This is a genomic window from Blautia marasmi (assembly GCF_900258535.1).
Taxonomy (GTDB): domain Bacteria; phylum Bacillota; class Clostridia; order Lachnospirales; family Lachnospiraceae; genus Blautia; species Blautia hominis.
Genome location: NZ_OIWX01000001.1, coordinates 2,273,247 through 2,298,292, shown reverse-complemented (window position 1 = coordinate 2,298,292; position 25,046 = coordinate 2,273,247). Strand labels below are relative to the sequence as shown.

Annotated in this window: 20 protein-coding genes; 11 read left to right on the top strand and 9 right to left on the bottom strand. The window is 48.4% G+C overall.

What is annotated here, in order from left to right:
• Positions 1-136: 136 nt before the first annotated feature.
• Together C6P39_RS09935 and C6P39_RS09930 are read left to right on the top strand one after the other, a co-directional pair.
• Positions 137-1,333, top strand: a complete 1,197-nt coding sequence (locus C6P39_RS09935; protein ID WP_104803665.1) for an ROK family transcriptional regulator — start codon at positions 137-139, stop codon at positions 1,331-1,333.
• A 28-nt stretch (positions 1,334-1,361) separates the two neighbouring features.
• Positions 1,362-2,441, top strand: a complete 1,080-nt coding sequence (locus tag C6P39_RS09930; RefSeq protein ID WP_104803664.1) for a Gfo/Idh/MocA family protein — start codon at positions 1,362-1,364, stop codon at positions 2,439-2,441.
• Between the two features lie 81 nt (positions 2,442-2,522).
• Here C6P39_RS09930 and C6P39_RS09925 read toward each other — a convergent pair whose 3' ends face one another.
• The 4 genes from C6P39_RS09925 to C6P39_RS09910 all read right to left on the bottom strand — a co-directional run bounded on the left by C6P39_RS09925 (position 2,523) and on the right by C6P39_RS09910 (position 7,805).
• Positions 2,523-4,181 carry a glycoside hydrolase family 13 protein gene (locus tag C6P39_RS09925; protein ID WP_104803663.1) on the bottom strand — a complete coding sequence of 553 codons (1,659 nt, stop codon included), beginning with the start codon at positions 4,179-4,181 and terminating at the stop codon, positions 2,523-2,525.
• 76 nt (positions 4,182-4,257) lie between these two features.
• Complete coding sequence (locus C6P39_RS09920; RefSeq protein ID WP_065543848.1) at positions 4,258-5,088, bottom strand: carbohydrate ABC transporter permease; 831 nt, start codon at positions 5,086-5,088, stop codon at positions 4,258-4,260.
• 15 nt (positions 5,089-5,103) lie between these two features.
• Entirely contained in the window at positions 5,104-6,333 is a 1,230-nt protein-coding gene (locus C6P39_RS09915) for a carbohydrate ABC transporter permease (RefSeq protein WP_104803662.1), read from the bottom strand.
• Between the two features lie 137 nt (positions 6,334-6,470).
• The gene (locus C6P39_RS09910; protein WP_104803661.1) at positions 6,471-7,805 is read right to left on the bottom strand and encodes an extracellular solute-binding protein; all 1,335 of its coding nucleotides are present in this window, start codon (positions 7,803-7,805) and stop codon (positions 6,471-6,473) included.
• A 535-nt stretch (positions 7,806-8,340) separates the two neighbouring features.
• Between C6P39_RS09910 and C6P39_RS09905 the strand changes: the two genes are divergently transcribed.
• From C6P39_RS09905 to C6P39_RS09870, 8 genes are all read left to right on the top strand, one after another.
• Positions 8,341-9,366, top strand: a complete 1,026-nt coding sequence (locus C6P39_RS09905; RefSeq protein WP_104803660.1) for a LacI family DNA-binding transcriptional regulator — start codon at positions 8,341-8,343, stop codon at positions 9,364-9,366.
• A 187-nt stretch (positions 9,367-9,553) separates the two neighbouring features.
• Entirely contained in the window at positions 9,554-10,372 is an 819-nt protein-coding gene (locus C6P39_RS09900) for a methyltetrahydrofolate cobalamin methyltransferase (protein WP_104803659.1), read from the top strand.
• Between the two features lie 89 nt (positions 10,373-10,461).
• The gene (locus C6P39_RS09895; protein ID WP_104803658.1) at positions 10,462-11,094 is read left to right on the top strand and encodes a corrinoid protein; all 633 of its coding nucleotides are present in this window, start codon (positions 10,462-10,464) and stop codon (positions 11,092-11,094) included.
• A gap of 327 nt (positions 11,095-11,421) precedes the next feature.
• On the top strand, positions 11,422-13,614 hold the full coding sequence (locus tag C6P39_RS09890; RefSeq protein ID WP_104803657.1) for an alpha-galactosidase: 2,193 nt from the start codon (positions 11,422-11,424) through the stop codon (positions 13,612-13,614).
• 99 nt (positions 13,615-13,713) lie between these two features.
• Entirely contained in the window at positions 13,714-15,450 is a 1,737-nt protein-coding gene (locus C6P39_RS09885) for an ASKHA domain-containing protein (RefSeq protein ID WP_104803656.1), read from the top strand.
• A gap of 48 nt (positions 15,451-15,498) precedes the next feature.
• Positions 15,499-16,038, top strand: coding sequence for a DUF2284 domain-containing protein (locus tag C6P39_RS09880; protein WP_207657121.1), 540 nt, complete (start codon positions 15,499-15,501; stop codon positions 16,036-16,038).
• 68 nt (positions 16,039-16,106) lie between these two features.
• Complete coding sequence (locus C6P39_RS09875; protein WP_104803655.1) at positions 16,107-16,742, top strand: cobalamin-dependent protein; 636 nt, start codon at positions 16,107-16,109, stop codon at positions 16,740-16,742.
• Positions 16,743-16,755: 13 nt separating this feature from the next.
• Positions 16,756-18,288 (top strand): PucR family transcriptional regulator, encoded by a 1,533-nt coding sequence (locus C6P39_RS09870; protein WP_242987005.1) that lies wholly within the window; start codon positions 16,756-16,758, stop codon positions 18,286-18,288.
• Here the strand turns inward: C6P39_RS09870 and C6P39_RS09865 are convergent.
• On the bottom strand, positions 18,285-19,808 hold the full coding sequence (locus tag C6P39_RS09865) for a PucR family transcriptional regulator (RefSeq protein ID WP_104803653.1): 1,524 nt from the start codon (positions 19,806-19,808) through the stop codon (positions 18,285-18,287). The genes C6P39_RS09870 and C6P39_RS09865 overlap by 4 nt on opposite strands.
• A 153-nt stretch (positions 19,809-19,961) precedes the next feature.
• Here C6P39_RS09865 and C6P39_RS09860 point away from each other — a divergent pair, with 153 nt between their 5' ends.
• Entirely contained in the window at positions 19,962-20,954 is a 993-nt protein-coding gene (locus tag C6P39_RS09860) for a uroporphyrinogen decarboxylase family protein (protein ID WP_104803652.1), read from the top strand.
• 49 nt (positions 20,955-21,003) lie between these two features.
• Here C6P39_RS09860 and C6P39_RS09855 read toward each other — a convergent pair whose 3' ends face one another.
• The 4 genes from C6P39_RS09855 to C6P39_RS09840 all read right to left on the bottom strand — a co-directional run bounded on the left by C6P39_RS09855 (position 21,004) and on the right by C6P39_RS09840 (position 25,043).
• Positions 21,004-21,321, bottom strand: coding sequence for a putative signal transducing protein (locus tag C6P39_RS09855; protein ID WP_104803651.1), 318 nt, complete (start codon positions 21,319-21,321; stop codon positions 21,004-21,006).
• A 17-nt stretch (positions 21,322-21,338) separates the two neighbouring features.
• Positions 21,339-21,980, bottom strand: coding sequence for a sugar O-acetyltransferase (locus tag C6P39_RS28455; protein ID WP_104803650.1), 642 nt, complete (start codon positions 21,978-21,980; stop codon positions 21,339-21,341).
• A 125-nt stretch (positions 21,981-22,105) separates the two neighbouring features.
• On the bottom strand, positions 22,106-22,747 hold the full coding sequence (gene pgmB, locus C6P39_RS09845; protein WP_104803649.1) for a beta-phosphoglucomutase: 642 nt from the start codon (positions 22,745-22,747) through the stop codon (positions 22,106-22,108).
• A gap of 10 nt (positions 22,748-22,757) precedes the next feature.
• The gene (locus tag C6P39_RS09840; protein WP_104803648.1) at positions 22,758-25,043 is read right to left on the bottom strand and encodes a glycoside hydrolase family 65 protein; all 2,286 of its coding nucleotides are present in this window, start codon (positions 25,041-25,043) and stop codon (positions 22,758-22,760) included.
• Positions 25,044-25,046 lie beyond the last annotated feature (3 nt).

The window sequence follows — 25,046 nt, the reverse complement described above, 5'->3', positions numbered from 1 at the left end:
CCGTAAGAAAGCATTCCGCAGCCAAGCAAAAATCCCATCGCCAAAGGCGATTCTGCATGGATCTTTGCCTGCAACTGTGAGGGTACTGAACAATTACAGGTATATTATTAATGAAGCAAAAGGAAAGCAGGATACTATGAAACTAGTCAATCAACAATTAATCAAAAATACCAATTTAAAGCAGCTTTACAATTCCATCTACCAAAACCCGGGAACGTCAAGAGCGCAGTTATCCAAAGACTCTCATTTGAGTAAAACGGCGGTCTCCTCACTGGTAGATGAATTGATCGCACGAAAGTTTGTATATGATTCAGGGACAGGCGGAAGCACGACTGTGGGACGAAAGCCCAACAGCCTGCTCCTCCGTGCGGAACAATATTATGTAGCGGTGCTCTGTCTGGAGGAAGACAAGTTAAACGCAGCCCTGGTAGACATTACCGGAGCCTCCTCCCTGCCTGCGCAGATGGAGGCCGCCTCACCTGAGTCCTATATCCCTCTTTGTCAGGCTTACATACAAGAGACCGTGCTTGAGCAGATCCAAAAAGAACAGCTTCTGGGAATCTGCATCGTGGTCCCCGCCATGATAGACCCTGACAAACGGGAAATATTCGCCACCACCTTAAATCTTCCGGAAAAGGATTTTGTCGGCGATATACAGCGTGCCTTCTCTGATTTCTCCGTTAACATTCTGAATGATACTGCCTGCTTTGCTTACGCGGAAAAAGTCTACACACAGATCTCAGAGAAAGATTTTGCTTTTATAAACTTCGGAAAGGGAATCGGCGCCACACTCTTTATCCGGAACGAAATGCTGGGACACGCCTGTGCCTCTTACACCCAGTTTGGCCACTATTCCATTAACCCAAAGGGCAAATTATGTTCCTGCGGAAACAGGGGATGCCTGGAGCTGATGATCGGGGAGGGTTCCTTAAAGGACCGGATCGCCCAGACCGGGAGCAGTCCGGCATTTAAGCGATCATCCGCTGTCACATATGCGGATCTGGGACAGGCCAGCGTGTACGGGGACGTGGTCTCCCGCAAGGTAATACGTGATATTGCCGACGAATTTTCCCTGGCGCTGTGCAACCTGATCTGCATGGTACATCCCAAACTGATCATTATCGGCGGCAAAGGAAAAGACCTGGGGCCTGTATTTTTACAGGAGATACAGGAATGTCTGCACACCACCGGTTTCCGCCGCATGGTAGATTCCGTCAGCGTACGGTACAGCCTTCTGGATTCCGGTGCCCTTTACAACGGGGCCATGAAGTATTTTTTTGATATTCACTATAATTTTACACAGGAGATGGATGGAAGCTTTTTCATCGGATAATTTCCTTATACGATAACGGAGGTATGAAATGAAAAAACTCAGAGCTGCAATTATGGGCTGCGGAAGGATTTCCGTCTGCTACGAGGACGCTTTTAGCCGCCTTACTGATCATGTGGAACTTGTATGCGCCATAGATATTGACGAAAAGAAGGCAAAGGCATTCGCAGAAAAATTCAATTGTCATTACTGCACAGACCTGGAGACTGCACTTCAGTACGATCTTGATGTGATACACTTATGTCTTCCCCATTATCTGCACCCTGTCATGGCCGTTAAGGCTATGGAGGCAGGACTCCATGTGCTGACGGAAAAACCCGTAGCCATTTCTCTGCAGGACGCAGATAAAATGATGGAGGCGCAGAAACGCACCGGCAGAAAACTGGGCGTCATTTTCCAGACCAGATATACGAAAAGTGTGGAAAAGCTCAAAAATCTCATGGATGCCGGATATTTTGGACGCATCCTCTCTGCCCGCTCCTATCTTACCTGGAACCGCCCGCACTCCTACTATGAGGGGAGTGACTGGAAGGGCACCTGGGACAAAGAGGGCGGCGGCGTGCTCATTGACCAGGCCATACACAGCATGGACCGGGTCCGTTATATGCTGGGAAGCGATATCGAATGGATTGACGGCAGCATACATAACCACTGCCACGATACGGTAAAGGTGGAGGACGCGGCGGAAGCTGCCATTCAATTTAAAAACGGCTGTATCTACAATCTCTATGCTTGCAATTCCTACGCCTCAGATGCTCCCATCACCATTGAATTCCAGGGAGAAAAAGGGCGCTGCGGCCTGATTCAGGACATGGGATTCTATGAGGCAGAGGGATGCTACACGGAAATCCGCAACACTTACGAGACCACCAATGTGGGGCCGGATTACTGGGGCAGCAGCCACCACCTGCAGCTCAGAGACTTTTATGAGTCCATACTTCTTGACCGTCCCGTGGTGATAGATGCCATGGAGGGAAGAAAAACATTAGAGATGGTAAAAGGGATCTATTTGTCCTCTCTGGAAAGAAAACGTGTTTATCTTCCATTTGAGGATGTATGTTATAAGGATCTGGATACCCCTGTGGAACAGGCAGACAAGACCCGGGCCTAACGGTAAAATACCGTTTAAAGCCGGAAGACGGCGCAGCAACAACACTGCACCGTCCTCTGGTTTTTTTATTGCATATATAGTTTACATAATATAAACAGACGCCTCATAAGGCCGCATCATCCGATCTTCCAGAGCCGCATCCCCTTTATAATTGTCAATCAACAACGCTGCTCCGCCGGTATTTAACCCTTCCGGCACACGGAAAGGAACCTCATGATCCGTAAAGTTCAAGACCACGAACATTTTTTTGCCTTCATAATTTCTTTCATATATATAAAGGCTTTCATTCTCCGGCTCATACTCCCTGAAATCTCCGTACACAGCCACTTCATTTGCCTTGCGCATCCGGATCAGCCTCTTCATATAATAGAATATGGAATCCGGGTCTTCCAGCGCTTCTTTTACATTTATCTCCTTATAGTTGGGATTTACCTTCAGCCACGGTGTACCCACGGTAAACCCGGCATGTTGGCTGTCATCCCACTGCATAGGCGTCCTGGCATTATCCCGGGAGCGGAAACGGATGGCATCCAGCAGGACCTCCGGATCCGCGTCCCCGTTGACAACACGTTCCTTCCAAAGGTTCTTAACCTCAATGTCATTGTAATCCTCAATGGAATCAAAATGTACATTGGTCATTCCAATCTCTTCCCCCTGGTAAATGTACGGTGTCCCCTGCATGGTCAAAAGCATGGTATACAGCATCTTCTGACTCTCTTTGCGGAACGCTTTGTCATTTCCCCTGCGGGAAACCGTTCTGGGCTGGTCATGGTTGGTCCAGTATAAACTGTTCCAGGCCTTATCCTGCAGAACAGTCTGCCATTTGGTGAAGCAGGCCTTCAGCTCCGGAAGAGGCACCTTCCGGTAACTATACCGCTCAGGACCGCAGTCCAGAACATTTTGCTCAAACTGGAATACCATATTCAGCTCCGTCCCCTCATTGTTTGCATAACGAAGGGCATGCTCCAGAGGTACATCCGGGGTCTCCCCAACTGTCATAATATTATATTTGGACAGAACCTCCCGGTTCATTTCCTGCAGGAATTCATGGATCCTCGGACCGTCCTGGAAGTGCTCGGTTCCGGTTATCTCAGTGGGCTTTCCATCCGGCAGACCGGGCGTCTTGGAAAACAGGCTTACAACATCCATACGGAAGCCGTCACATCCCATATCCAGCCAGAATTTCATCATATCATAGATCTCACCCCGCAGCTTAGGGTTCTCCCAGTTCAGATCCGGCTGTTTCTTTGAAAACAGATGCAGATAATACTGGTCTGTAGTCTCATCATACTCCCATGCGGGACCGTAAAAATAGGAAGTCCAGTTATTCGGCTCTTTCCCGTCCTTGCCATCTCTCCATATATAGTAATCCCTGTATGGATTCTCCTTTGATTTTCTGGACTCCGCAAACCACTGATGCTCGTCTGAGGAATGGTTGACTACCAGGTCCATGACCAGTTTCATACCCCTGTCATGGATCCCGGCAAGCATTTCCCTGAAATCATCCATATTTCCAAACTCATCCATAATATCCCTGTAATCAGAGATATCATATCCATTGTCATCATTAGGCGATTTATAACAGGGAGACATCCAGATCACATCAATGCCAAGCTCTTTTAAGTAATCCAGCCTGCTGATCACACCCTGCAGGTCTCCGATCCCATCCCCATTGGAGTCCATAAAGCTTCTGGGATATATCTGGTATACAACCGCCTCTTTCCACCACGCTTTTTCCATTCTGTTCTCCTTCCAACTTTTATTTACAGCTGCTCTGTATCTTGATAACCGCCCTTTGCGGCAGCATTTATTTTTGTTATTCTTTTACCGCACCGTTGGAAATACCTGCCACGATCTGCTTCTGGAACAGAAGTACGATCAAAAGTGTGGGTATGACCACCACCACCGTGGCCGCTGCGATCTGACTCCAGAACACCGTGAACTGGTCCTTCAAATAACTCAGACGCACAGGAACCGTCTGGATCTTTTCATCAATGTTCAGAGTACAGGACAGCAGATACTCATTCCATGCAGCAATGAAACTCATGATCGCCGTGGTAAATACACCGGGAGCTGCAATGGGGAAAATGATCCTCCAAAGCATTCCCCATGTGGAGCAGCCGTCAATCTTTGCCGCCTCCTCCAGGGCCAGCGGAACCTGATTAAAATGGGCCACCATGATCCACACCGCACTTGGCAGGGTTATTGTGGAGTACGCCAGGCAGACCCAGTATGTATTCAGAATGTCCAGTTTATAGAACATATTAAATATAGGTCCCACTACGATCATCTGCGGGAACATGGCAACTGCCAGGATCAAACCCATAAGAAGGGCTTTACCCTTAAATTTAAACCTTGAGATAATATACGCGGACATGGAAGCCACAACTACCACATAGAATGTGGTGGCCGCTGACATCACAAAACTGTTTACGATCGCCCGGAGCATTCCCTTCTCAAAAATAACGGTCTTGTAATTATCAAGTGTAGGATTCTCTGCAATGATTCGGTAACAGTTGGCTCCGAAAATTTCCGATTCCGGCTTAAAAGAACTGATCAAGATCCAGAAGAAAGGAAATACTGTAATCAGCAGAAAGATAACCACAAAAATCCAGCAGACTATATTAAATGTTTTATTCTTACTCATTTTCCTTCCTCCCCTCTAATCATTATTGATCACTTCCGCACCCAGCACCTTCACGTAAAGCACTGCTATGACAGCAACGCAGACTGCCATTCCCATAACCACCACTGAACCGTATCCATAATTACTCTGTCCGAACATAAGCTTATAAGAGTACACGGAGAGGGATTCTGTTCCGTTTCCGGGGCCGCCCCCTGTTAAAATAGCGATCAGATCGTATACACGGAACGCATCCATGGTACGGAACAAAAGCGCTACAAGAAGACTTGGCTTGATCAGCGGAAGGGTGATCCTGAAAAATGTCTTGATAGGACCGGCGCCGTCAATGGAAGCGCTCTCATACAGGCCCCTGTCTATCACCTGCAGACCTGCAAGGAGAAGCAGTGCCATATAGGGAGCTGTTTTCCATACATCGGAGATAACAACAGATGTCATGGCACCGTTTGCCGTCAAAAGCATTGCGGACTGTTTGGGGATCAATCCGATAACAGAGAATATCTTGGATATGACACCATAACTTCCGTCATACATATAACTCCAGATCATAGCCGACACAGCCGTTGGGATTGCCCACGGAATCAGGGCGATCGTACGGACAGCGCCGATACCTTTAATCGCCTTATCCATAATAAGAGCCAGTATCATGCCGATCACAAGCTCGATCGCTACTGATATAACGGTAAACAGCAGTGTGTGGAGCAGCGCCTTAAAGAATCTCGTGTCTGTAAACAGTTTCCCGAATCCCTTCAGCCCGATAAAGTTTGACTCCACCACACAGGAATCCATATCATCCAGGATCTGGGGCATACCATCCCTGTTATACATATCCAAATCTGCATTCCTGTCATAAATGGCTGTAAGTCTTTCTCTGGTATCCTTATTAAAAGCCTTTATCTCCTCAATAGTTTCTGAGGAAACCTTTTCCACGCCTTTGGAGTCTTCATATTCCTTCTGCAGCTCATCTACTTCCGCTTTGATCGCTTCAAATTCAGCCACATCCTCACTGCTCAGTCCCTCAGTGGCCATATCGGTTTCTATAAACCAGCTCACATAGCCCAAATCCTGTGCATATAACTCTCCGTTCAACTGCTGGGACATATAGAAGCTATTGTGCTGCTGGTCATTGGTCCTGTAATCAAACAGCGTATACATCAGGGATGTAACAATAGGATATATGGAAAATATACCGATAAAGATCAGCAGCGGAAGAATGAACAGGAATTGTTTGAACGTCATTCTTTTTATCATAATCTACCCTCTCTTCCGAACAAAACAAAGGTGCCGCATTAAGCCAATGACATATATTTATATATGTAGTAACGCCTAACACGACACCCCTTCACTCACTCAATTCAATTGTTTCTGTGCGTATATCTGCACACTTTTTACTGATTCAGCAGTCCTTCCACCTCTGTTGTGGTTGCATCCAGGTCAGATTCTCCTGACAGGAATTTGTGGATGGAAATCTGCAGTGCATCTGATAACTCTTCGTATTTGTCAGAGGACGGTCTTGCAATCGTGTTCTCCAGCGCTTTCATGAATCCCTCTTTGCCGAGAAGCTGATTCGCTTCTTTTACTTCCGCATCATCCAGTGCTTCGTTGAATCCCGGGACATATCCGCCCTTGCTGCAGAAGATCCTCTGTCCTTCCAGAGATGTGAAGTAATCCAGGAATGCCCATGCTCCGTCTTTGTGCTCACTCTTTGCATTCATAGCCAGCAGCCATCCGCCGATGCAGGAACCGCCGGGGATTGGAGCGATATCTGTCTGATCCTGTGTCACTGCCGCGCCATCTGCACCTAAAAGGCCCCATACATATGGCCAGTTACGGGAGAATACGGTCTCACCATTCACATAGCTGTTGGCAGCTTCTGATTCCTGATATACCAGGATATCATCCGGTGTGGCATCGGAATCAACGATCTTCTTCATAGATTCCAGGCCGCCCTTTACATCTGTAAAGTTGGCTGTGTACTCGTTCGCATTGCAGACAAGTCCTTCATACTGGTTTGCCTGGAAGGTAAATCCTGTCTTGGTTCCGCCCTGTCCCTTATAGGTCTCAGCCATTGCCAGGAAATCATCCCATGTGTAATCGCCGCTTCTGAGTTTTGCTGCATCTTCCTCTGAGACAATGTCACTCCTGAAATAGATAACACCAAAATCAGGATACAGAGGCAGCGCATATGTCTTTGCATTATATGTACCGGCCTGGATAGAACCTTTATTATAATCTGCCGGGCTTCTCTTGGCTTCCATCATATAGCTGTCCAGTGCCTCAATATAACCTGCCGCAGCCATGTCACCAGCCCAAACCGTATCAATAGATACCAGGTCGTATTCAGAACTTCCTGCCGAGAACGCTGTGTTCAACTGGCTTCTGGTCTGGTCTGTATCATTGGAAGCAGTTACCCATTTCACTTTATATTTATCCTGGGATTTTTCAAAACCTTCAATGACTGCCTCTACCGCGCCGTTTCCATCATCCGAACGGAACAAAGTGATCTCTTCACGGTCACCATCTGCTGTTGATTCCTTTGTCTCGTTGTCTGCGGCCTCCCCTGCATCGTCCGCCTCTTTGGCGTCATCCTTTGTGTCCTCCGCTTCCTTAGTATCCTTTGTGCCCGTATCTGTGGATGCTTCCTTGTCATTTCCGCCTCCGCAGGCTGCCAGGCCAAACACCATGGCTGTACTCAACATTACCGCTACCATTTTTCTTTTCATTTTGTTTCCTCCTTTTGTTGGTGTTCTACGATACTTACATAAAATGTCACATCTTGGCTGTCGGTGTTGTGCAACACCTCTATTGATATACTAAACATTAGCATAATACCCATAATATGTAAATAGGTTTTATGTAAAACCATCACGATATATAATTTAAACACTATTTAATTATGCACTTTGCACACATTTCTCCCCTGTACAATCATCAAATTATACATTCCTCCCTCTCTTTATCTGACAAATGGATGAACTTTCTGACAACCTCTTGCAATTTCCCTTATTTCTGCTATTCTATAATAGAAGTAATCTACGATACCTTGTAACTGTTCAGTCCCTTCACAGTTACAGCAAAAATCCATGCAGAATCGGTTTTTGCGATGGGATTTTTGCCTGGCCGCTGAACGTTTTCTTACGGTCAGCGCAGTGAATGCGAAGACCTGCTGAATGATTACGATACATTACTTATGTCACACTCACACTGAAACTTTCATACAACAGACGGCCCAAGCCGTCCGCATTTGGGGGTAACCGGATGATAACAATAAAAGAAATAGCCAATATGATGAATGTCAGCCCCACCACGGTTGCCAACGTGATCCACGGCCGCACCAGCAAGGTGTCCAAAGAAAACGTAGAACGTATTCAGCAGGCCTTAAAAGAGCACAACTATGTGCCGAAAATGGGACTGGAAGCCCTGACAAAAGGCAAGACCAGGCTGATCATCGTGGTGATCCATACTACCAAACGTTATACCCAGACAACCGTAGGCGACCCTTTCTACAGCCAGACTATCGGCGTCCTGGAGGAGGAGATACGCAGGGCAGGATACTATATGATGCTCTATATAGACCGGAATCTTGACAATATTTTTAAGACCGCCCTCTCCTGGAATGTGGCAGGGATCATTGCCGTGACACTGTCAAAGACCAACTACGAAAAACTGTGCTCCCTGGTGGACTGCCCTGTAGTTGGCATCGACACATTCATGGAAGATACCGCCCCACTGCCGGATACAGGCTATCATGTGACCCTGGATGACATCGGCGCAGGTAAACAGATGGTGAATTATCTGGTCAATGCGGGATTCTCCAATATCATTGTCATTTCAGACGCCAAGATAGGCTCCTCCGCCCTGAGAGCGGCAGGTGCGAAAATAGCCTTGAAGGAGCATAATGTAAGCACGGAAAAACAATGGCACATGGTCCTGGACACACAGAAAAGGCGGCGGGACAGCCAGTACAATTCCCTTCTGGCACTGTCGGGCAAAAAGTATGTGCTTTTCTGTACCGCGGACCAGCTTGCCTTTGAGGTGATCGGCTATCTGAACGAGCATGGCTGCTATGTTCCCCAGGATATTTCCGTGTGTGGATTTGACGACAATCCTTATGCGGAGTTCTGTGTTCCCAAGCTGACTACCATGCATCAGGACATTGCCAGGAAAGGAGAATTGGCTTCCGAAATCCTGTTCCGGCTGCTGTCCGGAGAGCACGTGAAGGAGAAAGCAATCCGCCTTCCGGTGGAGCTGGTCGTCAGAAAAAGCGTCCTTCCGCCGGATTGACAATTTTTTAACCATTACAAATGCGGTAAATGCAGGCATTTTCCTGTTTTACCGCATTTTTTGCGGCTTTCCACCCTTCCTACACTTTGTAGGAAAACCCAGGAAAAATCCCCCCGTTTTGCGGCTTGTACTTTCTGCGCATTTTGGTACAATAGAGTTATAAATTTGTACAGGAGGTTTTGCAAATATGATAATCATTGGGGAAAAAATCAACGGCTCCATACCGGCAGTTGCAAAAGCCATCGCTGAGAGGGATGCGGAGTTCATCAAAGACCGCGCCAGAAAACAGGCTGCTGCCAACGCCACCTACATAGACTGCTGTGCTTCCGTTGCGGAAGAGGTTGAGGTTGAAACTTTAAAATGGATGATCGAATGTATCCAGGAAGTTACAGACCTTCCGATCTCTGTGGACAGCCCCAGCACAGATGTTTTGAAAGAGGCCTACAAATTCTGTAATAAACCGGGTCTTTTCAATTCCGTATCAGGAGAAGGCAACAAGATTGATACCATTTTCCCGATCATGGCAATGGAAGAAAACAAAGGATGGGAAGTTATCGCACTGTTAAGTGATGATACCGGCATTCCAAAATCTGCCGCTGACCGTCTCCGTGTATTTGACAACATTATGGCAAAAGCAGAAGAATACCACATCAGCCCCAGCCGCATCCACATTGACCCGCTGGTAGAGATGCTGTGTACTTCTGAAGACGGCATCGCCATGAACATTGAAGTCATTGAGACAGTAAGGAAGAGATATCCGAACATCCACATTACGGCAGCCATCAGCAATATCTCCTTCAACCTGCCGGTCCGCAAGCTGATCAATTACGGCTTCATGATCCTGGCTATGAACGCAGGACTTGACAGTGCTATCATGGATCCTACAAACCGTGATATGCTGGGACTTGTATATGCCACAGAGGCACTTATGGGCGAGGATGATTTCTGTATGGAATACATCGGCGCTTACCGCGAGGGACTGATCGGACCTGCTCCGAAGAATTAAACATTTATGTGTTCGTGTTGAGGAATAGCAATCATTAAAGAAACCAAAAACTATCAAATATATTTTTTAAGAAATGGGAGGAATTTATTATGAGTAAGATTCAGGTTGTTGCAGATGCTGTTGCTGCTGGAAAAGCAAAACTGGTTGGCGGATTGGTACAGGAAGCACTGGATGACGGATGCCAGGCTGTAGACGTATTGAACGCTATGATCGATGCAATGGGCGTTGTAGGTGAACGTTTCAAAAACAACGAGATCTTCGTTCCTGAAATGTTAGTTGCTGCACGTGCTATGAAAAAAGGCGTTGAGGTCCTGAAACCGCATCTGGCAAGCGGAAGCGCTGGTGTCTGCGGCAAAATGGTTATCGGAACCGTTGCAGGCGACCTGCATGATATCGGCAAAAACCTTGTTGCTATGATGATTGAAAGTGCTGGATTTGAAGTGATCGACTTAGGCGTTGATGTACCTACAGAGAAATTTGTAGAGACTATCAAAGCAAACCCGGATGTTAAGATCGTTGGATGTTCCGCTCTTCTGACCACTACTATGCCTGCATTAAAAGCTACTGTAGAGGCATTAAATGCTCAGGATTTTCGTGGAAATATCAAAGTTATGGTTGGCGGCGCTCCTATTACACAGGAATTTGCTGATGAGATCGGCGCTGACGCTTATACTGCTGATGCTGCATCCGCTGCTCAGAAAGCAAAAGAGCTTGTAGCATAATAAAAATAAGCTAAAATCCATGTCTGTCATGCATACCCTATAAAAGAGGGAGGAGGCGCCGTTGTTTGGTGCCTCTTCTCTCTTTTTGCTATATTATTGTCACAATGACATATTTACGCTTCTCCTCCTATCCACTATAATGAACACAGAAGACCGTTTTTTGTAACTATTCAGTAGGTCTGCGCATATACTGCGCCGGCCGTAAGAAAACCTTGAGCTGCAAGCAAAGATCCCATCGCCGAAGGCCATTCTGCATGGATTTTTGCCCGTAACCGGGAAGGTACTGAACCGTTACGTTTTTATTTCTATTTTGAAGGAGAACAATCAATGGCTATAAAGAAAGATACTACAGGAAAATTATTCACCCTGCTTACCAAAAACAGCATGTACCAGATGAAAGTGGATGATCTGGACTTTCTGGTACACACCTGGTTCGGAAAAAGAACACAGGTATTTGACTACTCCTATCTGAATGCGGGAAGAGACCGGGGCTTTTCCGGTAATCCTTACGCTGCAGGCGATAACCGGGCCTATTCCCTGGACACCCTTCCCCAGGAATTTCCCACCTACGGCAACGGTGACTACCGGGAGAGCGCTGTACGGCTCCGTTATGCGTCCGGTGCTTCCTCCTGTGAATTCCGCTATGTTTCCGCTGAGATCCTGGAGGGCAAATATTCCCTTCCGGGCCTGCCTGCATTCTACGCGCTGGAGGAGGACACTGCCGACACCCTGGTCATCACCCTGAAGGACAGCACCGGCAGCGTATATGTCCATCTCCACTACGGTGTCCTGGAAGAAAAGGATATCATCACCAGAAGCGTGACTGTGGAAAACAAAGGAGACGCTCCGGTTTATCTGGAGCGGATCATGAGCACCTGTACGGATTTCCAGTACGGGGATTTTGACTTTATCAGTTTTTACGGACGTCATGCCATGGAAAGACTGTACTCCCGCACCCGGGTCCATCACGGCATCCAGTCTGTGGGCAGCACAAGAGGCGCATCCAGCCACCACTACAATCCCTTTGTAATGCTGGCCGCAAAAGATACCACAGAGACCAGCGGGGAATGCTATGGATTTTCCTTCCTCTACAGCGGTGACTTCCTTGCCGAAGCAGAAAAAGATCAGAGCGGACAGACCAGATTCCTCATGGGAATACACCCGGATAATTTCTGCTATAAGTTGGAATCAGGCGATTCCTTCCACGCACCGGAGGCAGCCATGGTTTACAGCGCAGATGGCATGGAAGCCATCAGCCACCGGTTCCACTGTGCCATCCGCAATAACCTCTGCAGAGGGGAATACAAAAAAGCCCGCCGCCCTGTTCTCATCAACAACTGGGAGGGCACCTATTTCGATTTCACCGGGGACAAGCTGGTGGAAATGGCAGAGCAGGCCAAAGACCTGGGCGCAGAACTGTTTGTTATGGATGACGGATGGTTCGGCAAACGTGACAGTGACAATTCCGGCCTGGGTGACTGGATCGTAAATGAAAAGAAACTGGGCTGTTCCTTACATGAACTTTCCCGCCGGATCCATGATCTTGGACTTAAATTCGGCATCTGGTTCGAGCCGGAATGTATCTCCGAGGACAGCGATCTATACCGGGCACATCCTGACTGGGCCTTTAAAGTTCCTGAGAAAGACCCGGTAAGAAGCCGTTACCAGCTTGTCCTGGACTTCTCCCGAAAAGAAGTCCGTGACTATATTTACAAAATGATGTGCGAAGTGCTGGACAATGCACAGGTGGAATACCTGAAGTGGGATTTTAACCGCAGTGTCGGCGACATTTTCTCCGCCGCTCTTCCCGCAGACCGCCAGGGCGAAGCCGCACACAAATACGTGCTGGGGCTTTACGAATTCCTGGAAAACTTAAACCGGCGCTATCCCCACATGCTCATAGAGGGATGCAGCGGCGGCGGCGGAAGATTTGACGCAGGTATGTTATACTACACGCCTCAGATTTGGACCAGCGATGACACAGACGCCATTGAACGGCTGAAAATACAGTACGGCACCTCATTTGCCTATCCTGTCAGCACTATGGGCGCCCATGTATCCGCTTCCCCCAACCACCAGACCGGAAGGGCTGCCTCCCTGGCAACAAGAGCCACGGTAGCTATGGCCGGTACTTTCGGCTATGAGCTGGACCCGGCAAAACTGTCAGAACAGGAAAAAGAGGAAGTCAGGGAACAGATCGAGACCTTTAAAAAATATTATTTCCTCATTCAGGACGGCACCTACTACCGCCTGGCAAGTCCCTACGAAAATGAGGAGTACACTGTATGGGAATTTGCAGCCCCAGACAAGAGCGAGGCCCTGCTTGGCATTGTCTCCACAAAGCTCACGGCAAACAATCTCTTTACCTGCATTCGCCTGCGGGGACTGGACCCGGATGCCATGTACCGCATAGGTGATAAAACCTATCCGGGCGCTGCTCTCATGGATGCAGGACTGCCCATGCCGGTGCCAAATACAGAATATCAGAGCTGGAACCTGCATTTGGTAAAAGAATCCTAAAAATTTCAAGTAAAAACTTTTCATAACTTGACCGCGGCAGTTTACTGTCGCGGTCTTTTCTGTTATACTTACTCTATAGCAAAATTGGGGGAATGAAAATTGAAAACACATGAAGTAACTTTTATCCGTGAAGGTAAAAGCATCCTGGCAGAAGAAGGCACCACTGTCCTGCAGGCGCAGCGGCAGGCAGGCCTGGATCCGGATGCCCCCTGCGGCGGGCAGGGTACCTGCGGAAAATGCATGGTACACGTGACAAAAGGTCCCGTGACCGGCGTTCTCAAAGCCTGTCAGACAAAGATCACAGGGGATATGACAGTTGACACCCTTGTGAGAGAAAAAGAGCATGCCATTCTGGCTGAAGGCTTTTCCCGCCCGGTACCTCTCCATCCTCTGCTCCGATTCGGCAAAATACATATCCGCAAGGTAAAACCGGGGGACAATCTGTCCGACTGGGACCGGCTGAAACTGGCGCTGGAGGAAACCTTCAAAGAGAGCATGGAACATTTAAGGCCTGATCTGGAAATAGCCTCCGGCCTGTATGAAATGCTCAAGGAGACGGACACCTGGTATGCGGCAGTGTCTCATGACACCCTTCTGGACTTGCAGAAAGAGCCTGTCAAGGGATACCTGGCCGCCTTTGACATCGGGACCACTACAGTTGTAGGGTATCTGATGGATGCACGCACAGGCAGAGTCCTGGCTGTGGAGAGCAGTATGAATCCCCAGGCCCAGTATGGCGCTGATGTGATCATGCGTGCCAACTATGCACTTGAAAACGGAACTGAAAACTTAAGTGCCTGCATCCGCCAGACTGTCCAGTCGATCCTGGATTCCCTGGCCCAAAAAGCAGGCATCCCCACAGACAGCATTTACCAGACCTGTATCGTGGGCAATACCTGTATGCATCACCTGTTTCTGGGCATATCCCCGGGAGCTCTTGTACATGCCCCTTACAATCCGGCCATCAGCCAGCTTCTCTTTTTAGATGCCGCTTCTTATGACCTTCACATCCATCCAAGAGGACAGCTTATCCTGCTTCCGGATGTGGCGGGCTTTGTAGGTGCTGATACCATGGGATGCCTGCTCTGTATCCGCCCGGACCAGCAGGAAGATATCTCTCTGATGATCGACATAGGCACCAACGGGGAGATGGTACTGGGCAACAAGGACCGGCTGGCAGCCTGTTCCACAGCCGCAGGCCCTGCTTTCGAGGGAGCTAAGATCGAATGCGGCATGAGAGGCGCATCCGGTGCTGTGGACCACGTGGAATACAGGGACGGCACATGGAGCTATACCACTGTAGGCGGAGAAAAAGCCATTGGTATCTGCGGATCCGGCCTGATCGACCTGATCGCCTGCCTGAGAAAAGCAGGGATCATAGATGAGTCCGGAAAACTTCTGTCAGAGGACGGCACAGCCGCATTTACACTGGTCCCTGCCAAGGATAGCGGAAACGGCAGCCCCGTTTATCTCAGCCAAAAGGACGTCCGTGAGGTACAGCTTGCCAAAGCCGCCATCGCCGCCGGCATCCAGCTTCTTCAAAAAGAGCTTGGCATCACCGAGGAGCAGATTGCCCATGTATATATAGCCGGAGCCTTCGGCAACTACATGAACCCTGAAAGCGCCTGTGACATTGGCCTCATACCCATTTGTCTGAAAAAGAAGATCGTACCGGTGGGAAATGCTGCCGGAGAAGGTTCCAAGATAGCGCTCATCAACAGGGAAGAATTATTCTACTCGGATACACTGGCAAAGGAGATATCCTTTGTTGAACTGGCTGCTTCCCCTGAATTCCAGGACTGCTTTGTGGACGAACTGGAATTCCCGGAACAATAGATATTCCATTACTATGAAAGCTTAAGAATGATGAATGGGGGTTTTTACATGATTGACTATGAACAACTGGAGAAACTGGGAACAGATACCGGATTCTCCCATATAGCACCGCTAAAATGCAGCACCATCGAACTGCTTCCGGAGGTACGCCAAATGTGCGAGGCCAACACATGCGGAATGTACGGCAAACGCTGGAGCTGCCCTCCCGGATGCGGGACCCTGGAAGACTGCCGTGCCAAGATCCAGCAGTATAAAAACGGGATCCTGGTTCAGACCGTAGGCCAGCTGGAGGATGCCATGGATGGGGAAACCATGATGGAGACAGAGGCTCTGCATAAGAAAAACTTCTTTGCCATGGAAAAGCTGCTGAGGGAAACCTATCCGGACATGCTGGCCATAGGTGCGGGCTGCTGTACCAGATGTGAAACCTGCACCTACCCTGACGAGCCCTGCCGCTTCCCTAAAAAAGCCTTTTCTTCCATGGAAGCCTATGGTATGCTGGTCACTCAAATCTGCAAAGCCAACGATATGACTTATTATTATGGTCCCTGTACCATTGCCTATACCAGTTGTTTTCTGCTGGAGTAAGCGCCATTCGGTAACCGTTCAGCGTTCTGGACTGTTACGCCTTTTTCTCATTGAAACAGGAGGACATCATGACTACTTTAGAAGAACTTCGTCAGGCAATTGAAAACGGGCATCCGCGTGATGCCCAGTTTCTTGTGTCCAGAGCTTTGGAGGAACATATCCATCCTTCCGTCATTGTGGAGCAGGCTATGGTGCCTGCCATGAAGACAGTAGGGGAATATTACAAGCAGAACGATGCGGATATTCCCAAAATACTGGCGGCTGCCCGCAGCGTGAGAAAGGGATTTGACATCCTGGAGGAGCGATGCGGCGCCTTGGAAGATCAAAGCATTGGCACTGTTATTCTGGGTACTGTCGAAGGAGACCTGCACGATGTTGGAAAAAACCTGGTTGCCATCATGTTCCGCAGTGCCGGCTTCAAGGTCATTGACCTTGGAGTTGACATTCCGGAAAAGCAGTTCCTGAAAGCGGTCCGTGATAATCCGCAGGTTTCCATTGTATGTATCTCATCCCTGCTCACCACCTCCATTCCGGAAATGCAGCAGGTTGTCAAATCTCTGCGCCGCCACGACAAGCAGCACCGGCTGAAGATCATGGTGGGAGGCGGTGCCGTCACACAGGAATTCGCCGACTCCATCGGCGCGGACGCCTACACGGAAACCGCCGTGGATGCTGCGGAAAAAGCCAAGACATTTATCGTATAAACGGGGGATTACTTTGAAGTTATCAGCAGTGCTTTTATCCGAAATGATAAATAAAGAATTTCATGTTATCTCTCAGGGAAATCTGGATACAACTGAGAGCTTTCTTCGTCCATTTTTATATGAGGACGGTTCCGGCTTTTCCACAGGGCATATCTGTCTTGTGAGGGCCAAAGACACGGAATCACTGGCCTCACAGCTCACAGGACCGGTCTTTCTGATCATCTCCGTCAGAACCGGTGAGAATTTTACAACGCCTTCGCACCCCTATCTGGTTCTGGATACGGGCTATACTCTGAGCCGCATCTTCAATTTTATCCAGGACCTCTACGACACTTTTGACACCTGGGATGAACGCCTCAGTACCATTCTTCTGAGCAACGGCAGTGTCCGTGACCTTCTCAGTGTATCTCTGGAGATCTTTCATAATCCCCTGTGTGTCATCGGACTGGATTTTACACCCGTGGCTAATGCAGGGACAGAACGGATACCGGAAAAATATCATCTGTACTCAGAAGACGGCTTGAACATCGAATATGTAAATGCACTTGCTCAGGATGAGGACTACACAAAAATGCTGGACGCCGACGTTCCTGTATTCTTCCCCGGTTACATCACGGGACTGAACACCCTGAACGTCAATGTACGGCAGGACGGGCATACCACACACCGTCTGGCTCTCATAGAATATGAGCACCCCATAGAGAACGGGGACGGTTATCTGCTCGCCCATCTGGGGGGCTATGTGGAATACCTGCTCTACCACGAACAGGCCCCTGCCTCACGGCAGTCCGACGCGCTGCACAAGATCCTTCTTACCGTGCTCTCTGACCGCACAGCCGACTATCTGGACATCAGCCAGAGACTGTCTGCCCTTGGCTGGAGCACACAGCACGATTATCTGTGTCTGATCTTCCAGATCACCTATCTGGATCAGAAAAAGATCACCACCAGGGCTATCTGCAACTATCTGGAAAAACAGTTTCCCTATTCCTGCAGCTTTCTTTTCAAAGAAGAGATCGTCACATATTTTAATCTGAGCCGTCTGGAGATGGATGAAGATACCGTGGCGGGCAGCCTTACTTATTTCATCAGGGACAGTTTCCTGAAAGCCGGATACAGCCGCCCCATGCAGGGCCATATGAATCTGCGGCGCCAGTATATCCAGGCCAGCACAGCCCTGGATGTGGGAAGCCGGAAAAAGCCGTACCTGTGGATCCACCACTTCAACAATGTGGCACTCACCTACATCCTGGAACAGTCCACACGCAGACTGCCCGGATATATGCTGTGCCATGACAAGCTGCTTGATCTGCAGAAGACCGATCGGGAGCAGAATACGGAATACATGCTCACCCTCAGAACGTATCTGGAAGAAAATCTCAACGCCACACAAGCTGCCTCATTGCTGTTCATCCACCGAAGCACATTTCTTTACCGCCTGGACAAAATCAAAAATATTTTGGATTCCGGTCTGGATGACCCGGAAGAGATTTTTTATCTGAACCTGTCCTTCCGTCTCCTGGAGCAGGAGGAGGAAAAAAATTAATTCTCCTCCTCCATAATATAAAAGGAGGCGGACAGGTAAAGCCTGGAACGGAAATCCTCCAGATCCATCTGGGTCAGTTCAAGGATCCTCTCCAGCCGGTTCAAAAATGTACTTCTATGTATAAACAGCTTTTTTGCTGTCAGTGCCGCGTTATATCTGCACTGAAAATAGCAGTACAAGGTCTTATAGTACTCTGTATGCATTTTCGCATCGTGCCCCTTCAGCACCAAAAGCCCCGGGGCACAGATCTGCTCCGGTTCAAATCCCCCTCTCCCATGTATGAGGATATAATCCAGCGCATAGTCATCAAACCTGAAGTACCATGGTGTGGAGTCTTTTTTTATCCCCATCTCAAGGGCAATATCTGTCTGCTTAAAAGCGGTCTGTATCCCCTCAAATCCCCGAAATCTCCGGCTGATCCCAGCTGCAAGGAGGTTTTCCCTTAAAAAGTAAGCCAGTTCCGGCTGAAAGTCCGTCATATGAAGCCTGCTGCCGTTCAACAGGACCATCAGGCTGTCATTATATGCCACACAGCAAGTATCCTTCCACTGAAGTTCCATCTGAGGACACAGGTATTTGTCATACAGGGACTTATCATACCTGTAACTTGGACGCATCTGGATCAGGTAATAGAGATCATCTTCTGACCAGGAAACATTGCCCAGTGCGGTCCTGAGCCTCTCACCGGGAACCGAATTCCCCCTCAGTTTCAGCCTGAGCATTTCATGCAGGCTGTCTAAGGCACGGTCAGCCATGTGAAAGGCCCCGAACCGCTCATACATCCGCTCCACATACTCTGCGGCCATATGGAGCAGGTCTTTGTGGTATTCATTATTCAACGGTGAGGTGCAGGATACAGCCAGCAGTTTGCCTGTAAACTCGCCCTCGAAAAACAGGTTCTTGCAGAGAAAGGTCATCTGCTCCAGCGAATAGGTATACACCCCGGCAAGCGTTGTGCTCCGCTGGTAAGACGGGTCTGAGATCAGCTGGCTCACCAGCGGCATGGGCAGTGCACGGCTTTCGTTGATAAACCCTTTTTTAAATCTCCCCTCCCTGTCAGCCAGCGCCACATAAGAAAAATTGGCATCTGTCAAAGCCAGGGAGGTGTCAAAGATCCTTCCCAAGCATTCTATCAGTTCACCGAAATCCTGGTTCTCCATAAAAACATCTGTCACGGCCCGCTCCACATCCTCAAAATACTGGAAGATCTCCTGCAGGTCATTGAGCACCTGCTCCCTGGATTCTTTTTTGTCCAGCACAAGCAGGTCTGTATCAATCCGACAAAATATATCATCCACTTCCCCAAAACAGATAAAAATGCAGTCCTTCCACAGGGATGACTTCAGGTCTATTTTCCTCAGTTCTCCACTCTCGATCAAAATCAGGTGCCCCCTGCACAACTGTCCCTCCCTGTAATAAACAGGCCTTTTCACCTTGATCTTACCGGGATTGCAGGAAATTCTCCTGGCTTCGTACTTTTTTTTCAGATGATAGTAAATTTGGTAAAAAGTAAGTTTCATACAAAATCATCTCCTCACTACAAAGTGTAGTGTATCCATACTGAAAAGTCAATTATTTCATCGTATTTACTGGTTACGACAATTCTGTTATGATAAGTCTAGTACATCATAAAATAAGTTGTTGGGGTTTCAAACAAAGGAGGTATTCATTTTATGTTAACCAGAAGACAGAATTTATTAGAGACGATCCGCGGCGGTCATCCAGACCGTTATGTAAACCAATACGAGGCATTGGGAATGATCTTCGGCAATCCTTACACGGCTGCCAGCCCAAGCCCGGAATACGGTAAACCCCCGATCAAAAACGCATGGGGCGTAACCATGGTGTGGCCTGACGGAACACCCGGCGGATTCCCGATCCACGATGAGGAACATATTGTCTGCAAAGATATCACACACTGGAGAGATTATGTGAAAGCTCCGCGCCTGGATTATTCTGATGCAGAGTGGGAGCCATTTATTGCCGAAGCGGAAAAAGTAGACCGCAATGAATATTTTGTCACCCAGTTTATTGCTCCCGGACTTTTTGAACAGTGCCACCATCTGCAGGAAATCCAGAACGCACTGATCAACTTCTATGAGGAGCCGGAATGTACCCACGAATTGATCGAATTCCTCACAGACTGGGAACTGCAGTACGCAGAAAAGATCTGCAAATACATCAAACCGGACGCCATCTTCCATCATGATGACTGGGGAAGCCAGACTTCCACCTTTATCTCCCCGGATATGTTTGAAGAATTCTTCCTTCCGTCCTACAAGAAAATTTACGGCTACTACAAAGACCACGGCGTAGAAGTTGTGATCCACCATGCGGATTCCTATGCGGCAACCCTGGTTCCGTTTATGATCGAAATGGGGATCGACATCTGGCAGGGCTGTATGACCTCCAATAACATTGCGGATCTGATCGCCAAATACGGCGAGAAGCTTACCTTCATGGGTGGTATTGACAGTGCTTCCGTAGACCGTCCCGACTGGACACCGGAGCTGGTGGAAAAAGAAGTCCGCCGCGCCTGCCAGGAATACGGAACCAAATATTACATTCCGTGTATTACCCAGGGTCTGGGAATCAGTACCTTCCCGGGTGTTTATGAGACAGCCAGTGAGGCAATTGAGAAAGTAAGCAAAGAGATGTTCAAATGATCATAAAAAACGCCCGGGACAGCTTCCACGCTGCCCCGGGCGTACTTTTCTACTCCTCAGGGGAATCCCCAGTATTCCATTCTTCCTCCGGAAGCTCAGATTCCTCCTCCAGTTCATCCCAGTTGATGGAATCCATCAGTTCTTTTGCCCTCTCATAGGTGTTCCTTCCAACCAGGATGTCAGTACCAAACGTACCGGATGTCCCGGCAATAATAGTTAGATATCCCCCTATGCTGTATCCCTGGGCAATGTACGGAATATGGTTTTCATCCAGCAGCCCAGTCAGGGCTTCCCTCTGGTATATCCCATACACGGTCCTGAGCTTTATCATCTCGTATTCGTCTTCCTGTTTCTTCTTATGAAACATATCCCCTCCGTCAGAGACTATTCTCTCCAGTCCTTATTTACAGGCACACCTTTGCGGAAATACTCTTTATCCTCATCTGTGATAGGCCTGGCCACGCGGCACGGGGTTCCGAACGCTACCACGTTATCCGGGATATCCTGTGTAACCACACTGCCGGCTCCGATAACCACATTATTTCCTATGGTGACACCCGGCATGATCACCGCGTTGGCACCTATCCATACGTCGTTGCCGATATGCACCGGAAGGGAGAACTGCGTGCCGTCCCTTCTGAATTCTCCGTATACCGGATGTCCGGTCACACAGATGGATACATTGGGGCCGCACATAACATAATCCCCGATATACACATCCACATCATCCACGATCACCAGGTTAAAGTTAGCATAGAAGTAATTGCCCACATGGGTATTACATCCGTAAGAAAAATTCACCGGTGACTCGATCCAGACCTCATCTCCCAGAGAACCAAGTATCTGTTCCAAAAGCTCACGCTTCCGTCCATAGTCGGACGGGTTTGTCTGATTATAGGCGAATGTCAGCTCCTTGCCGTGCTTTCTCTGCCTCTCGATCAGTTTTTCGTAGGCAACATCTTTTTCATCCTTATGCCCGAATTCCCGGTACAAAAGACCGCTTTTCATCTGCTGTTCCAATGACATATATTCAATCCTCCTTTATGTCCACTATTTTATCAAACTTTTCCCGTAAAGTCACGAAAATTAACGCTCCGGCAGATTTATGCATTTACTGTTCGGACTGTAAGAAGAGTTCCCAGAAGGGACATTCAGCTGCCCACCGCCAAAAGCAGATCAGAGAATGTTTCCAAATTATAATTGGCTTTATTACATTTGACCGCGTCACCGATGGCAGCACAGTCCATATTTCCTGCGATAGCCGCCTCCAGACCGGACTGGGCATCTTCCACCACCAGACAGTCCTGTGGCTGCAGATCCAGGTACTCTGCGGCTTTCAGGAATACTTCCGGGTCGGGTTTGGAACGTGAGATATTATTGCCGTCTGAAACTGCATCAAAATATCCGTCCAGTCCCAGACGCTCCAATATAAAGCCCGCATTCTTACTGGAGGAACCGATCGCCAGAAGGAGTCCCCTGCTTCTCAGTGTATCCAGTGTCTCTTTCACCTGTGGGTCCAGGTCATCTGTGGTCATATTTTTCAGAAGTTCACGATACAGGTCATTTTTTTCTGCCGCATAGCGCACTTTATCCTCCTGGGACATCTGACCATGGTATTTTTCCAAAATAATATCAAAACTCTCCATCCGGCTCACGCCTCTGAGTCTGTTGTTGATCTCCTGGTCAAAATAGATACCCAGCTTGTCAGCCAGTTTCTTCCATGCCTGGTAATGGTATTTGTCCGTATGGCAAATCACTCCGTCCAGGTCAAAAATAATTCCTTTATATTTCATGGTTTTCTCCTTATCTCTTGATCTCAATAATATCCTTTAATGTATACTTTGTGCCAAACACGGTAATCTCCTTGGGTTCCCCTTTTTCCAGGGTAAACACGGTCTTCTCTTTCTCCACACAGACCTGGATGTGGCTTCCCCGGTAACTGATCTTGAACGTATAGGATTTCCATTTATCAGGAAGCACCGGAGCAAAACAGATACCCGACTCTTTCAGCCGCAGGCCGCCGAAGCCATACACCACAGCCATATAATTCCCGCCCATATTAGCCGTGTGGATTCCATCCTTTGTATTATGGTGCAGATTGAACAGATCCAGTTTTGCACTGTCACCGAAATAATCGTAGGCCTTATCCTTCAATCCCAGTTTTGATGCCACGATGCTGAAAATACATGTGGACAGGGAGGAGTCATGTGTAGTCACATTCTCATAGTAGGCGAAGGATTTCCTGATAGTCTCCAAATCCTGCGCATCCTCATAGATAAAATGTGCCAGCACGGTATCCGCCTGTTTGCAGACCTGATAACGGTATAGGCAGAGAGGATGATAATGGAGGAGCAGAGGGAACTTGTCTGCAGGTGTTCCCTTGATATCCCACACTTCTTTTTGAAGGAAAGAATCATCCTGAGGATTGATGCCTGTCTCCGGGTCATATGGCAGATACATCTGCTCCTCCGCTTTCCTGAACTCCGCGATTTCCTCCGGTCTCAGCCCGATCTTCTCAGCCACGGGTGCGAGTTTCCCGGCCTCACCAAGCAGTTCATAAAATCTTACTGCCCAATGAAGATTATACTGGGCTCCCGCGTTGGTGTAATAGTTGTTGTTTACCAGACAGGTGTACTCATCCGGACCGGTCACATCATTGATATGGAATTTTCCCCTGTGGAAATTGCCCGCATCCATCCAAAGTCTGGCAGTCTCAAAAATAATCTCAGCGCCCTTTTCTGCCATCAGATCCAAATCCCCTGTTGCCAGATAATAGGCCACAACCGCATAGGCAATATCTCCGTCAATATGGTACTGCGCGGAACCCGCCGGGAAAAATCCGGAACACTCGGAACCTGAGATCGTCCTCCATGGATAGAGTGCGCCCTTTCTGTGTCCCATGATTCTGGCATTCTCCCTTGCCGCATCCAGAATGCTGTACCTGTATGTGATCAGACTGGCAGATATCTCCGGATTGGTCAGGGTAAAGAACGGCTGCATATACATCTCTGTATCCCAGAAATAATGCCCCTCATACCCCTCACCGGAAAGTCCCTTGGCCGCTATATTGCTGTGTTCATCCCTGCCTGCTGACTGAAGGAGCTGGTAAAGATTGTACCTGACAGCAACCGCCAGGTCATCGTCCCCCTCAATATCCAGTGCTGACTGTGCCCAGAATCCGTCCAGGTACTGCCTCTGCTGCCTGTACCATTCCTCCAGACTGACAGACAATGCCTTTTCCATGGTTTTCTCTGCTTCCTGCCTGCAGTTTTCATATCTGAGAGAATCTGTGAATACCGTATACTTGATCAGACGGACGCTCTCCCCTTCTGCCACATCTGTTCTCATTTTCCGGGTAATGCAGTGCCCGTTCTGTTCGGATTGCTCCTGAAATCCGGAACCGTTTTTACAGTCCAGTACATCCTTCACCGCCGTACATACTGTAAGTCCGGAGGTAACTGTCTCTGTAACCAGATACGATACACCCTCCTTCCTATCCGCGCTTATGGGACGCAGGTGCTGAAAGCTCTCACCGGCCACCCTCGGGTCATTGGGATTGCAGTAATTTTTCACATCCCCGTTATGTACGGATATAAACTCCAGCGTTCCGCTGAAATTCAGTGCCTCCACTTCGTATGATATGGTAAACAGCGGAAGAAGCAGAAATGATGTCATTCTCCTGATGGTGATCCCAACTCTGTGTCCTTTTGGGGAACACCATACTGCCTGCCTCTGTGTGTAACCGTTCTGCATGTCCAGGCTGCGGCTGCTCTGTTCCACCCTGCCGTCAAACATACTGAAAGTGTCCCCCTCAATACGCAGATAAATGGTCTGGGTATCTGCCACGTTGAGCATAGTCTGCTTTTCCTCTGCCAGTCCGCAGAGCTTTTCCGCCTGAGACATTTTTGCTATGTCATAAAAGCCGTTGATATAAGACCCCCGGATCGTGTCATACCCCTTGGCATAACCCTCCTCAAAATCAGAGCGGACCCCAATATAACCATTGGCATTGTGGAAAACCGTCTCATTTAAAAGACACTGCTCATTGGAAAGTCCTATGTTCTCAATCTGGTAAACCCATTTATTCATTCT